We start from the raw sequence: 12,446 nt of genomic DNA, 5'->3' as shown, positions 1-12,446 counted from the left end.
ACACCGAAACTGCCTCGGCATACAAGTGCCGAAATGACAAAATTTGCAGAAAAATTTCTGTCATTACGTCAAAAAGATATTTTTTTGACGAAGTAGACCGCCCATTGCCTCGGGTGAAACGCGGCAGAGCGTACCAAAATCGGCGGCGGCAAGCTGCGCCTCAGCCATCCGAGCGGAGGCACCGCCTGATCCCCGCAGACGGGCCAGCGAGTGGGAGACAGGGAGGGTGCAATTTTTTAATAAAGGAAGGGCGTCCTTCTTCCCTCCCAGCAGGTGGAGATAGGGCGGAAGGGCGGGGAGACTGTCGGCGGTGCAGCCCAGCGCGGCGTCCATGGCGAGGCGGCGCATCCGCGCCCGGGGGTAGCGGACGGTGGTGAGAGCGTCCAGCAGTTCGTCGTAGGTGGTGCTGGTACGGACGGCGGCTTCCAGACGGTGCTCCAGCCCTTCGGAGACGCCGCGGATGTCTGCAAAGGGCGCTTTGCCCCGGCAGGCAGACCGGAGAAGGGCCAGCTCGCACCGCCCGGCGGCGGAAAAATCGGTGTACTGCCCGGCGGCGTAAGCCTCCTGATAAAGCGGGAAGACCGCCTCGGGAACGTAAGGCGCGACGGCGTCCGCTCCGCCCTCGGCCCAGAGCTTGCGAAGTGCGCTGGCGCTGGCGAACTGCCCGTGGGCAGAGTGGAGCGCCTCACCGTGGTTCGCGCCTTGCCGGGGCAGGGGATAAGCCTCCATCCGAGGCGCAAGGCTGCGGATGGCCCGGCAGTATTCGACAGCGAGGTTGTTGTTGGGCTTGTCCAGCAGGGCGGCGACCCGCTCGTCAGATGCAAGCTCCGCCGCGGCGGCCTGCCGCGCGGCGGCGAAGCTCCGTGCGCCGCCCGCAAGCTGGGCTTTCAGGGCGGCGCGGTAGGAGTCGCTGTCAAGAAGCTCGGCGGCCTCCATCAGAAGGGCCGCGTCGGGCGTCTCGGCACCGAACACCAGACCGTCACACCCAGCGGCGGCAAGCAGCGCCACGCCCGCCCGGGCGAACGCCTCTGCCCCCGCGCAGGCACAGGGAGCAGGCAGGGCAAACACAAGGTCAGCCCCGCAGGTGAGGGCGGACCGGGTGCGGACAGCTTCAGGCAGGAGGGGCAGCGCCCCTCGCTGCACCAGCGAACAGCTCATGGCGACGGCAACGTGCTCTGCACCCAGCGCTTTTGCCTGCGCCAGCTGCCATGCGTGGCCGTTGTGGAAGGGGTCGTATTCGGCGATGATACCGGCAAATTTCATGGCGTGACCTCAAAAGTTTGTGAAATATCTGTCATACTGCATGGAGAACTGGGGCAGAATGACAGGATTCTGGGCAGGATGTACAAAAAGCCCGGGGACTTCGTGGCAGGCTTTGCCGCCATTGCGGCTTGAAAACCGGCCGACCCTATTATATAATAATTCTAGGAATCTGTAAAATTCTGCCCTTTCGGGGGTGGACAAAAACATATCTGGAGGAAACAAGAAGATGAAAATTCTGGTTATCAACTGTGGTTCTTCTTCCCTGAAATATCAGCTCATCGATATGGACGGTGAGAAGGTGCTGTGCAAGGGTCTGTGCGAGCGCATCGGCATGGAGAGCAGCATGATCACCCATGAAGCTAACGGCCACAAGGCTACCACTCCCGCGATCTTCCCCACCCACACCGAGGCTTTTGCTGAGGTCGTGAAGAAGATGACCACCGGCGAGGGCAAGTGCATCGACGATGTCAGCGAGATCAGCGCCATCGGCCACCGCGTCGTCCACGGCGGTGAGAAGTTCAAGGCCAGCTGCCTGATCACCGACGAGGTCATCAACACCATCCGTGAGCTGAGCCCCCTGGCTCCTCTGCACAACCCCGCAGGCATCCTCGGCATCGAGGCAGCCCGCAAGGTCTTCGGCAACGTCCCGATGGTCGCTGTCTTCGACACCGCTTTCCACAGCACCATGCCCCCGAAGGCTTATATGTACGCCATCCCCTATGAGTACTATGAGAAGTACGGCGTCCGCCGCTACGGCTTCCACGGCACCAGCCACAAGTATGTTGCTCACAAGGCTGCTGAGTACCTCGAGGAGCCCATTGAGCGCCTGAAGCTCATCACCTGCCATCTGGGCAACGGCTCCTCCATCGCCGCTGTCGATCAGGGCAAGGTCGTTGATACCTCCATGGGAATGACCCCGCTGGCCGGCCTGATGATGGGTACCCGCTGCGGCGACCTGGACCCCTCTGTGGTCAACTACCTGAAGTACACCCTGAACATCACCGGCCACGAGCTGGACGAGATCCTGAACAAGAAGTCCGGCCTGCTGGGCATCTCCGGTGTTTCCAGCGACAAGCGTGACGTCGAGGAGGCTGCTCTCCACGGCAACAAGCGCGCTCAGCTGGCTTCTGACATGCTGAACTACCAGATCAAGAAGGTCGTCGGCAGCTACATCGCAGCTATGGGCGGTGTGGACGCCATCGTCTTCACCGGCGGCATCGGCGAGCACGACGAGATCGCCCGTGCAAAGGTCTGCCACCACATGGATTGGCTGGGCATCCGCATCGATACCGAGAAGAACGAGCATCCCGTGGGCGATGTCTGCGACATCACCGCCTGGGGCGCCAAGGTCCGCACTCTGGTCATCGCTACCGACGAGGAGCTGATGATCGCCCGCGACACCAAGGAAGTCCTCGAGAAGTAATCTCTGCATTTAAGGCATTCAAGGCCGCACCGCTCCCCCAAAGGGCGGTGTGGCCTTTTTGCTGTTTTGCACGAGCAAAGACCGTCTTATTATGCCGAATGCACAAAAAAGCGGACGAGGGGTTGTTTTTTGGTTGACAAATCAAAAAAAGAACGGTACAATAAGGGAGTCCTCAGCTAGAGGACGTTTACTCATTCAAGCCCCTGGTAAGCTTACGATCAGCGCTATGGTCCCTAAAAACCAAAGGTATGGTTACAATCCTTCCGTGGGCAAGAACTAAACAAAGAGGAGATACTACTATGTTCGAAGACAAGACTTTAGTTTGCAAGGACTGCGGCAAGGAGTTTGTTTGGACTGCTGGTGAGCAGGAGTTCTACGCATCTCGCGGCTTTGAGAACCAGCCCCAGCGCTGCAAGCCCTGCCGTGATGCCCGCAAGAACGGCGGCGCACGCAGCAACGGCGGTGAGCGCCAGATGTTCGACGCGGTCTGCGCAGCTTGCGGCAAGGCTTGCAAGGTTCCCTTCCAGCCCCGTGAGGACCGTCCGGTCTACTGCTCTGACTGCTTCGCTCGCATGAAGCAGAACTAAGCGCTGATTCTACAATCTGAAGCTTAACGGCCCCCGCACTGCTTGCAGTGCGGGGGCTTTTTTCAATTACTACTTGAAATATAGGATATGATTGGGGTATATTATAGCTGAGCGCCGCAAAGGCGCATCGTAAGAGACAGAAAGGACAACTACCATGTTTGATATTTTCAATATGCTCAAGAAGGACGAAGCCAAGGCTGTGAAGCAGGTCACCCGTGAGACCATCATCGGCGACATTCTGGATATGGACCAGAGCACCGCTCCCTACTTCATGGAGATCGGTATGCACTGCCTGGGCTGCCCCGCCTCCCGCGGCGAGAGCATCGAGGAAGCCTGCGAGGTCCACGGTGTGGATTGTGACGAGCTGCTGGAGAAGCTGAACGCTCATCTGGCCTCCAAGAAGTCCTGAGTGCTGCCGACACTGGATGCGCGTCTGAGCGCTGCCGCTGAGCTGGTGCGCCCCGGTGAGCCGGTGGCCGACATCGGCTGCGACCACGGCAAGCTGACGGCGGTGCTGGCCGCTTCGGGGAAGTACCCCAAAGTCATCGGGGCCGACCTGCGCCCCGGCCCGCTGGCAAAGGCAGAACAGACGCTGGAATATGCCGGATGCAAAGACCGCGCTGAGCTGAGGCTCGGCGACGGTCTTTCTGTGTTGTCTCCGGGCGAGGTGAGCACCATCGTGCTGGCGGGCGTCTCGGCCCAGACAACGTGGGAGATCATAGAGAAAGCCCCGTGGGTATCTGCGCCGGGCGGACCTCGCCTTGTGATGGTGCCAGCCACCCGCCACAGCGATCTGCGCCGCTGGCTGTGGGAACATGGCTTCGCCCTCGCGGCCGACCGGCCGGTGCAGGCAGCGGGCCGCTGGTATGCGGTCATGGCCGCCGAGTACACCGGCGAGGTGAAAACGCCCACGTTCCAAGAGTGCCTGTTCGGCCTCACCGGCCAGTGGCCGGAGGGGGAAGGCTACGCCGCATGGCAGAAAGCCAAGCTGCCTCGCCTCCGCCTCGGTGTGCCGGACGGCACAGAGCTGGCGAAAGAGATGGATGAACTGATAAAAGGGGAGAGCAAAGCATGACGACGGTACAGCAGATATACGAAGAGATGCAGCGCATCGCGCCGCTGGCTCTGGCCGAAAGTTGGGACAATCCTGGCCTGCTGGTAGACTGCGGCGGCGAGGTGTCCCGTGTGCTGGTGACGCTGGACATCACCCCCGAGGTGGTGGAAGAGGCCGCCCGGAAGGGCTGCGGGCTCATCGTGTCCCACCACCCGGTCATCTTCTCGCCCCTCAAAAAGCTGAGTGGGCAGGACGTGGCCTTCCAGCTGGTGAAAAACGGTATCTCGGCGATTTGTATGCATACGAATCTCGATGCCGCCGAGGGCGGCGTCAATGAGGTGCTGGCCGGTATCTTTGGGATGCGGGAGATGGAAGCGTTCGCCGAGGGCTGCGGCCGTGTGGGCAGAATTGAGCCCGTCACAGTTCCCGAGCTGGCAAAAAAGGCGCAGAAAGAGCTTGCCTCCCGCTGCAATCAGCCGTTCAATGGCCCTGCGGTGCAGGTCAAGTTCGCCGACACCGGCAAGGTGGTGCGGCGGCTGGCCGTCATCAGCGGTGCAGGCGGAAGCCTCTTTGAGGACGCCATTGGACGGGGTGCGGATTGCCTGCTGACCGGCGAGGCCAACCACCACCACGCCATCGACGCAAAGCGTCTGGGGCTCTCGCTCATCGCAGCGGGCCACTACGCTACGGAGTTCCCGGTGACGGCGGCAGTGGCGGAGAAGCTGCGCACGGCCTTTCCGGAGCTGGAAATCCTTGTGAGCGAGGATGCCCGGGACCCCTATACTTATTTATAATACAAAGAAGCAGATCGGCAGGGCTGGACAGGTCTTGCCGATCTGCAAAAAACGAGGTAATATAAATGGCATTGGATGCCGCGACACTGGCGCTGACGGCGGCGGAGCTGAAGACCACGCTGGCTGACGCCAAAATCGCAAAACTGTTTGAGCCGACCCGCGACGAGCTGGTCATCACCCTGCGCACCCGTACGGAGACTTACAGCCTGCTGCTGTCGGCCCGGAGCGGCTCAGCGCGAGTCTGCCTGACCGAGGAGAGCTTCGAAAACCCCGAGACGCCGCCTTCTTTCTGTATGCTGATGCGCAAGCATCTCACCGGTGGGCGTCTGCTGGATGTCCGGATGGAGCCGGGCGACCGAATCGTCTACTTCGAGTTCCAGTGTACCAACGAGATGGGCGACCTTGTGCGCAACATCCTCTGCGCCGAGCTGATGGGCCGTTACTCCAATCTGGTGCTGGTGCAGAACGGCAAGATCATCGATGCCCTCAAGCGGGTGGATTTCGAGGACAGCGATGTCCGTCAGCTCCTGCCCGGCCTGCCCTACACGACGCCCCCCAAGCCTGCCCGGCCTGATTTTCTGGCCGTCAGCTCGGCGTCCATCGTGGCGGCGGCCTGCGAGCGCGATCTGCCGGTGGCAGACGCCCTGAACAAAACGGTGGCCGGTGTCGGACCGGTGGTCTGCCGCGAGGCCGCATGGCGCGCCTTTGACGGAGAACATCTGCTGGCCAACGAGCTGACGGAGGCCCAGAAGGTCCGGCTGATGGCGGCCATCGACGAGTTGAAAGAGATCTACGACGCGGGCGGCTGTCCGTGCAGCGTCACCGCTCCGGACGGCAAGCCTGTGGAGTACACCTTCTTCCGCCCCCAGCAGTATGGCGAGAAATATCTCGTCAAGGAGTGGCCCTCCTTCAACACGATGCTGGAAGGCTATTACGCCGAGAAAGACCGCGCCGAGCGCCTGCGCACCAAGAGCAAGGAACTCCACAAAGCCGTCCACAATATGTACGAGCGTGCCGTCCGCAAGCAGGCGGCCCGTCAGGAAGAGCTTGCCGCCAGCGGCAAGAGCGATAAGCTCCGCCTCTACGGCGAACTGCTGTCGGCCAACCTCTACCTCGCCGAAAAGGGCATGAAGAGCATCACTGTGCCGAACTGGTACGATGAGGGCAAAGAGGTCACGATCCCGCTCGATTTGCGGTTCAGTCCCAGCCAGAACGCGCAGAATTTCTTCAAGAACTACAAGAAGAAGCAGACTGCAGCCCGGATGCTGGTGGACCTGCTGGCCGAGGGCGAGAAGGAGATCGCCTATCTGGAAACGGTGCTCTACGAGGTGGAGACGGCTTCCGGCGAGGCGGCGCTGAACGAGATACGCGCCGAGCTCAAGAGCCAGGGCTATCTGAAATACTACAAACAGCGCGACAAGCGCCAGAAGCCCGCCGATTTCCTCCGCTTCACGTCCAGCGACGGCTTCGAGATCCTGGTAGGCCGCAACAACGCCCAGAACGACAAGCTCACCCTCCACACGGCCCGGGGCAAGGATCTGTGGTTCCATGTTCAGAAGGCCCCCGGCAGCCACGTTGTGGTCATGAGCCGGGGCGAGGACATCCCCGACACCACCAGGCAGGAGGCTGCAGAGCTGGCTGTCGTGTATTCCAGCACCTTCAAGGCCGGTGCCGCCGCCAAGGTGGCCGTGGACACCACCGAGGTGAAGAACATCTGGAAAGCCAACGGGGCAAAGCCCGGCATGGTGCTCTACGAGGTGTATACCACCGTGTACGTCACCCCGAGAGAGAAGCTTCTGGATGAGCTGAAAGCAAACGCGAAAAAATGACCCGATTTGAGCCGCTGTGCGTCTGCATGGCGGCTTTCTTCAAAAAGGCTAAAACACGTTGCACTTCCCGCTCGTCTTTTGTCGCCGCCGGACGGAGAGATTTTTAGTATAAAACGACCTGAGAACGGGCATTCTATCCCCTGAGCGGGGTTTTCCACAGAAAAAACTGCCACCCGATTGTGCATTCTGCACAGAAAATCTCCCGGGAGATGAAACAGAGCAAATAAAAAAGAAAATCTGCGTTTTTTCGAAAAAACACTTGCCAAATGCACGAAGATGTGATAGAATATCTCTCGGCTGCAAAGGGCTTGTGCGATACAAGTCGTGCAGGCCAGCGATATGCGTAGATGCGGGAGGTTGTCATCCGGCGATAGCTGAGATGGGTTATTTCCGCGGAGTATGTCCGATCTTAGAACCGGGCGAAAGAATTACTGACAGCGATGGAATACGTTCCCTCGGCAGGGCGACCTGCGAAACGGGCGGAACCAATGTTCGGATTTGATTTGCTAATATATTTCCGGGAGAACTGCCGAGCGGTTCACCGGTTTTTCTAGTGCCAAATCGAGGAACACCCGGAACTGTGTAGAGCAATTTATCGGCTCGCCTAGGGCAAAACAATTTTTCAGGAGGCGTAAGCAATGGCAGTCAAAGAGAAAATCAGAATCCGTCTGCAGAGCTATGATGCTCAGCTGATCGATGCCGCAGCAGAGAAGATCGTGGAGACCGCAAAGCACACTGGTGCCCGCGTGTCCGGCCCCATCCCCCTGCCCACCGATCGTGAGATCGTTACCGTTCTGCGCGCTACCCACAAGTACAAGGATAGCCGCGAGCAGTTCGAGAGCCGCACTCATAAGCGTCTGATCGACATTCTGAAGCCGTCCAACAAGACGGTCGAGGCTCTGATGAGCCTCCAGCTCCCCGCTGGCGTGGACATCGAGATCAAGCTGTAAAAGACACTCGATCAAATTCGATGCCCTCGTTTCCCGAGGGGTCATGTTGGCAGTGACGTGCGCTGCCAACCAATAACCTTTACAGGAGGAAAAGAAAATGGTTAAAGGCATTATCGGCAAGAAAGTCGGTATGACTCAGCTGTTCGATGAGAGCGGCAAGGTCATTCCCGTGACCGTCATCGAGGCTGGTCCCTGCACCGTCGTGCAGAAGAAGACCGTCGAGAGCGATGGTTATCAGGCTGTCCAGCTGGGCTTCGGCGAGGTTTCCGCCAAGAAGGTCAACAAGGCAGCTGCAGGCCACTTCAAGAAGGCAAATGTTGCCCCCAAGAAGACCCTGCGCGAGTTCCGTCTGGAAGATGTCTCCGCAATGAACGTCGGCGATGTGCTGAAGGCTGATGTCTTCGCAGCTGGCGACAAGGTGGACGTCGTGGGCGTCTCCAAGGGCAAGGGCTACCAGGGCGTTATCAAGCGCTACGGTCAGCACCGTCTGCGTGAGAGCCACGGCACCGGTCCTGTTGCTCGTCATGCAGGTTCCAACGGTTCCACTTCTACCCCTGCTCGCGTGTTCCCCGGCAAGCGCCTGCCCGGCCACATGGGCTTTGTGCGCGTCACCGTGCAGAACCTGACTGTTGTCAAGGTTGACACCGAGAACAATCTGATCGCTGTCAAGGGTGCGGTCCCCGGTTCCAAGGGCACCATCGTCACTCTGGCCAACAGCGTGAAGGCGTAAGGAGGAAAGCTACAATGGCAAAGTTTAACGTAGTCGATATGAACGGTCAGCATGTTAGCGAGATCGAGCTTTCCGACGCCGTGTTCGGTATCACCCCGAACGAGAAGGCTGTCCACATTGCTGTGGTGAACTTCCTGGCCAACCAGCGTCAGGGCACCCAGAACACCAAGATCCGCATGGAAGTTTCCGGCGGCGGCAAGAAGCCCTGGCGCCAGAAGGGCACCGGCCACGCTCGTCAGGGTTCCATCCGTGCACCGCAGTGGACTCACGGCGGCGTCGCTCTGGGCCCCAAGCCCCGCAGCTACAACTACCACATCAACAACAAGGTCAAGCGCCTGGCTCTGCTGAGCGTCCTGTCCGACAAGGCTGCCAATGGCAACATGGTCGTTGTTGATAAGTTCGCCTGCGACGAGTACAAGACCAAGACTGTTGTCTCCATGCTGAACGCCGTCGGCGCTGGCAAGAAGAACCTGCTGGTCAATGAGACTGTCGATGCAAAGTTCGTCAAGAGCGCTGGCAACATCGCTGGCGTCAAGACCACCTTCGCAGGCAGCGTGAACACCTACGATGTGCTGAACGCCGACAAGCTGATCATCAGCGTCGACGCAGCGAAGAAGCTCGAGGAGGTGCTTGGCTAATGAAAACCGCACATGATATTATCCTGAAGCCGGTCATTACCGAGAACTCCATGGCCGGTATCGCTGACAAGAAGTACACCTTCAAGGTCGCTACCGATGCTACCAAGGTCGAGATCGCTCAGGCTGTCGAGGTCCTGTTCCCCGGCGTCAAGGTCTCCAAGGTCAACACCATCTCTGTCCGCGGTCGTTTCCGCCGTCAGGGTATGCATGCTGGTTACACCGCCGCTTCCAAGAAGGCGATCGTGACCCTGACCAAGGACTCCAAGGAGATCGAGTTCTTCAACAGCATGGTCTGATAGAACCCACCGAGGGTTCCTCTATGGGGATATGACCCCGATAATAATTCATAAGATAAACAAAGGAGAATAGCACAATGGCTATCAAAAAGTATGGCCCCACTACTCCGGGCCGCCGCGGCATGACCGTCACGGATTACAGCGTCCTGTCCAAGGTCGCTCCCGAGCGCAGCCTGCTGGAGCCCATGAAGAAGCACAGCGGCCGCAATAACACCGGTCGTATCACCGTCCGTCATCAGGGCGGCGGCAACCGCACCAAGTATCGTGTCATCGACTTCAAGCGTCAGAAGACCGATATGCCCGCTACCGTCAAGACTCTGGAGTACGATCCGAACCGCAGCGCATTCATCGCTTTGGTCGAGTACACTGACGGTGTCAAGAACTACATCATCGCTCCCGACGGCCTGAAGGTCGGCGATGTTGTCATCAGCGGCAAGGGCGCCGACATCAAGCCCGGCAACTGCCTGCCCTTCGAGAACATCCCCGTCGGTACCATCATCCACAACATCGAGCTGTATCCTGGCCGCGGCGCTCAGCTGGTTCGTTCCGCTGGCAACATGGCTCAGCTGATGGCTAAGGAGAATGGCTACGCTCTGGTTCGTCTGCCCTCTGGTGAGATGCGCAATGTGCCTGTCAACTGCACCGCAGTTATCGGCCAGGTCTCTAACATCGACCACGAGAACGTCAACCTCGGCAAGGCTGGCCGTAAGCGCCACATGGGCGTCCGTCCCGGCAGCCGTGGTACCGTCATGAACCCCTGCGACCACCCCCACGGCGGTGGCGAGGGCCGCGCACCTGTTGGCCACTCCGGTCCTATGACTCCCTGGGGCAAGCCTGCTCTGGGTCTCAAGACTCGCAAGCATCATAAGCGCTCCGATAAGCTCATCGTGAAGCGTGCTAAGTAAGAGAGGAGTTTAAGACAATGGGTAGAAGCATTAAAAAAGGTCCTTTCGTCCAGGCTGCTCTTCTGAAGCACGTTGAAGCTATGAACGCTTCCGGCAAGAAGCAGGTCATCAAGACCTGGAGCCGCGCCTCCACGATCTTCCCCGAATTCGTTGGTCACACCTTTGCCGTCCACGACGGCCGCAAGCATGTGCCTGTGTACGTGACCGAGGACATGGTTGGCCACAAGCTGGGTGAGTTCGTTCCCACCCGTACCTTTAAGGGCCACACCGGTAATTCGAAGTAAGAGAAGGAGGAACACAACATGGAAGCTCGGGCAATTCTTCGTTATGCCCGCATTAGTCCTCGTAAGGTGTCCATCGTTATGGATCTGATCCGTAACAAGCCCCTGGACGAAGCGCTGGCAATCCTGCAGTACACCCCGAAGGCCGCTTGTGAGCCCCTTCTGAAGCTGGTGAAGTCTGCAGCCGCAAATGCGGAAAACAACTTCAATATGGACAAGAACAACCTCTACGTCGCCGAGTGCTACGTCTGCCCCGGCCCGACGCTGAAGCGCATGATGCCTCGTGCACAGGGCCGCGGCTACCGCATCCTGAAGCGCACCAGCCACATGACCGTTGTTCTGAAAGAGAAAGAGTAAGGAGGGAAAACAATGGGCCAGAAAGTAAATCCGCACGGCATTCGTGTCGGCGTTATTAAAGACTGGGACAGCCGCTGGTTTGCCTCCAAGAAGGATTTCAGCGATAACCTCGTCGAGGATCACAAGATCCGCACTGAGCTGAAGGCTCAGCTGAAGGACGCTGGCGTCCCCAAGATCGAGATCGAGCGCACTGTGGATCCTTCCACTTCCGCTCCCCGCGTTACCGTCAACATCTACTGCGCTAAGCCCGGTATGGTGATCGGTAAGGGCGGCGAAGAGCGCGTTGCTCTGCAGAACAAGCTGACCAAGGAGTATGGCAAGACTGTTATCGTCAACGTCATCGAGGTCAAGAGCGCTGCTACCAACGCTCAGCTGGTTGCCGAGGACATCGCTCGTCAGCTGGAGAACCGCGTTACCTTCCGCCGCGCTATGAAGCAGTGCATGCGTAACGCTATGAGCCCCCGCGATCGCGCAACTGTCCCTGCAAAGGGCATCAAGGCAATGTGCTCCGGCCGTCTGGGCGGCGCTGACATCGCCCGCGTCGAGAGCTACCACGAGGGCACCATCCCCCTGCAGACCCTGCGTGCCGACATCGACTACGGCTTCGCTGAGGCTGCCACCACCTACGGCCGCATCGGCGTCAAGGTCTGGGTCTACAAGGGCGAGGTCCTCAAGAGCGCTAAGAACGCTCAGAAGAAGGAAGGAGGCAACAAGTAATGTTACTGCCTAAGCGTGTTAAGTACCGCCGCGTCCAGCGCGGCCGCATGACCGGCAAGGCTACCCGCGGCAACGTGGTGTGCCAGGGCCAGTACGGCCTTGTTGCTCTGGAGCCGGCATGGATCTCCTCCACTCAGATCGAGGCTGCCCGTGTTGCCATGACTCGTTACATCAAGCGTGGCGGCAAGGTGTGGATCAAGATCTTCCCCGATAAGCCCGTTACTGAGAAGCCCGCTGAGACCCGCATGGGTTCCGGTAAAGGCTCTCCCGAGTACTGGGTCGCTGTTGTCAAGCCCGGCCGCGTTCTGTTCGAGCTGGCAGATGTCGATGAGGCAACTGCTCGTGAGGCTCTGCGCCTGGCTATGCACAAGCTGCCCATCAAGTGCAAATTTGTTGTCCGTGAGGACTCCGTGAAGGAGGATGGCACCAATGAAGGCTAATGAACTCCGCGAAATGCAGACCGCAGAGCTGACCAGCAAGCTGGCAGACCTGAAGGCCGAGCTGTTTAACCTGCGCTTCCAGCATGCCATCAACCAGCTGGAGAACCCCGGCCGCATCGAAGCAGTCAAGAAGGACATCGCTCGCGTGATGACCGTTCTGGCTGAGAAGCAGTAAGGAGGTT

17 protein-coding genes are annotated in these 12,446 nt (G+C 59.2%); 16 read left to right on the top strand and 1 reads right to left on the bottom strand.

The window, feature by feature from the left end:
- Positions 1-63: 63 nt before the first annotated feature.
- Entirely contained in the window at positions 64-1,263 is a 1,200-nt protein-coding gene (locus AAAU26_RS05860) for a nucleotidyltransferase family protein (protein ID WP_227618586.1), read from the bottom strand.
- 226 nt (positions 1,264-1,489) lie between these two features.
- Here AAAU26_RS05860 and AAAU26_RS05855 point away from each other — a divergent pair, with 226 nt between their 5' ends.
- The 16 genes from AAAU26_RS05855 (at position 1,490) to rpmC (ending at position 12,439) form a co-directional block, all read left to right on the top strand.
- Positions 1,490-2,686 carry an acetate/propionate family kinase gene (locus tag AAAU26_RS05855; RefSeq protein WP_158395207.1) on the top strand — a complete coding sequence of 399 codons (1,197 nt, stop codon included), beginning with the start codon at positions 1,490-1,492 and terminating at the stop codon, positions 2,684-2,686.
- A gap of 299 nt (positions 2,687-2,985) precedes the next feature.
- On the top strand, positions 2,986-3,273 hold the full coding sequence (locus AAAU26_RS05850; RefSeq protein WP_117535946.1) for a zinc-ribbon domain containing protein: 288 nt from the start codon (positions 2,986-2,988) through the stop codon (positions 3,271-3,273).
- A 154-nt stretch (positions 3,274-3,427) separates the two neighbouring features.
- Positions 3,428-3,682 (top strand): DUF1858 domain-containing protein, encoded by a 255-nt coding sequence (locus AAAU26_RS05845; RefSeq protein ID WP_015564630.1) that lies wholly within the window; start codon positions 3,428-3,430, stop codon positions 3,680-3,682.
- Positions 3,683-4,348, top strand: coding sequence for a class I SAM-dependent methyltransferase (locus tag AAAU26_RS05840; protein WP_227618585.1), 666 nt, complete (start codon positions 3,683-3,685; stop codon positions 4,346-4,348). It begins immediately after the preceding gene.
- Positions 4,345-5,121: a Nif3-like dinuclear metal center hexameric protein gene (locus AAAU26_RS05835; RefSeq protein ID WP_227618584.1), complete on the top strand. Its 777-nt coding sequence runs from the start codon at positions 4,345-4,347 to the stop codon at positions 5,119-5,121. The genes AAAU26_RS05840 and AAAU26_RS05835 overlap by 4 nt, the downstream gene beginning before the upstream one ends.
- A 65-nt stretch (positions 5,122-5,186) precedes the next feature.
- Positions 5,187-6,950, top strand: a complete 1,764-nt coding sequence (locus tag AAAU26_RS05830; protein ID WP_227618583.1) for an Rqc2 family fibronectin-binding protein — start codon at positions 5,187-5,189, stop codon at positions 6,948-6,950.
- A gap of 638 nt (positions 6,951-7,588) precedes the next feature.
- On the top strand, positions 7,589-7,900 hold the full coding sequence (rpsJ, locus tag AAAU26_RS05825) for a 30S ribosomal protein S10 (protein ID WP_005934923.1): 312 nt from the start codon (positions 7,589-7,591) through the stop codon (positions 7,898-7,900).
- A 97-nt stretch (positions 7,901-7,997) separates the two neighbouring features.
- Positions 7,998-8,630 (top strand): 50S ribosomal protein L3, encoded by a 633-nt coding sequence (rplC, locus tag AAAU26_RS05820; protein WP_158395203.1) that lies wholly within the window; start codon positions 7,998-8,000, stop codon positions 8,628-8,630.
- Between the two features lie 14 nt (positions 8,631-8,644).
- On the top strand, positions 8,645-9,268 hold the full coding sequence (gene rplD / locus AAAU26_RS05815) for a 50S ribosomal protein L4 (protein WP_158395202.1): 624 nt from the start codon (positions 8,645-8,647) through the stop codon (positions 9,266-9,268).
- On the top strand, positions 9,268-9,564 hold the full coding sequence (gene rplW, locus AAAU26_RS05810; protein ID WP_015564637.1) for a 50S ribosomal protein L23: 297 nt from the start codon (positions 9,268-9,270) through the stop codon (positions 9,562-9,564). Before rplD ends, rplW begins: the two co-directional genes overlap by 1 nt.
- 77 nt (positions 9,565-9,641) lie before the next feature.
- On the top strand, positions 9,642-10,469 hold the full coding sequence (gene rplB, locus AAAU26_RS05805) for a 50S ribosomal protein L2 (protein WP_158395201.1): 828 nt from the start codon (positions 9,642-9,644) through the stop codon (positions 10,467-10,469).
- Between the two features lie 17 nt (positions 10,470-10,486).
- On the top strand, positions 10,487-10,753 hold the full coding sequence (gene rpsS / locus AAAU26_RS05800) for a 30S ribosomal protein S19 (RefSeq protein ID WP_005934915.1): 267 nt from the start codon (positions 10,487-10,489) through the stop codon (positions 10,751-10,753).
- A gap of 18 nt (positions 10,754-10,771) precedes the next feature.
- The gene (rplV, locus tag AAAU26_RS05795; protein ID WP_005921882.1) at positions 10,772-11,107 is read left to right on the top strand and encodes a 50S ribosomal protein L22; all 336 of its coding nucleotides are present in this window, start codon (positions 10,772-10,774) and stop codon (positions 11,105-11,107) included.
- A gap of 12 nt (positions 11,108-11,119) precedes the next feature.
- Complete coding sequence (rpsC, locus tag AAAU26_RS05790) at positions 11,120-11,824, top strand: 30S ribosomal protein S3 (RefSeq protein WP_015564639.1); 705 nt, start codon at positions 11,120-11,122, stop codon at positions 11,822-11,824.
- Positions 11,824-12,264, top strand: a complete 441-nt coding sequence (gene rplP / locus AAAU26_RS05785; RefSeq protein WP_005938020.1) for a 50S ribosomal protein L16 — start codon at positions 11,824-11,826, stop codon at positions 12,262-12,264. Before rpsC ends, rplP begins: the two co-directional genes overlap by 1 nt.
- A complete protein-coding gene (gene rpmC, locus AAAU26_RS05780; RefSeq protein ID WP_005921879.1) occupies positions 12,254-12,439 on the top strand; it encodes a 50S ribosomal protein L29 in 186 nt (61 codons plus the stop codon). The genes rplP and rpmC overlap by 11 nt, the downstream gene beginning before the upstream one ends.
- Positions 12,440-12,446 lie beyond the last annotated feature (7 nt).

It is taken from the genome of Faecalibacterium longum, from assembly GCF_040094125.1.
Taxonomy (GTDB): Bacteria; Bacillota; Clostridia; order Oscillospirales; family Ruminococcaceae; genus Faecalibacterium; species Faecalibacterium longum.
Note: the sequence above shows the minus strand (reverse complement) of the source record. Positions and strands in the feature narration are given on the sequence as shown.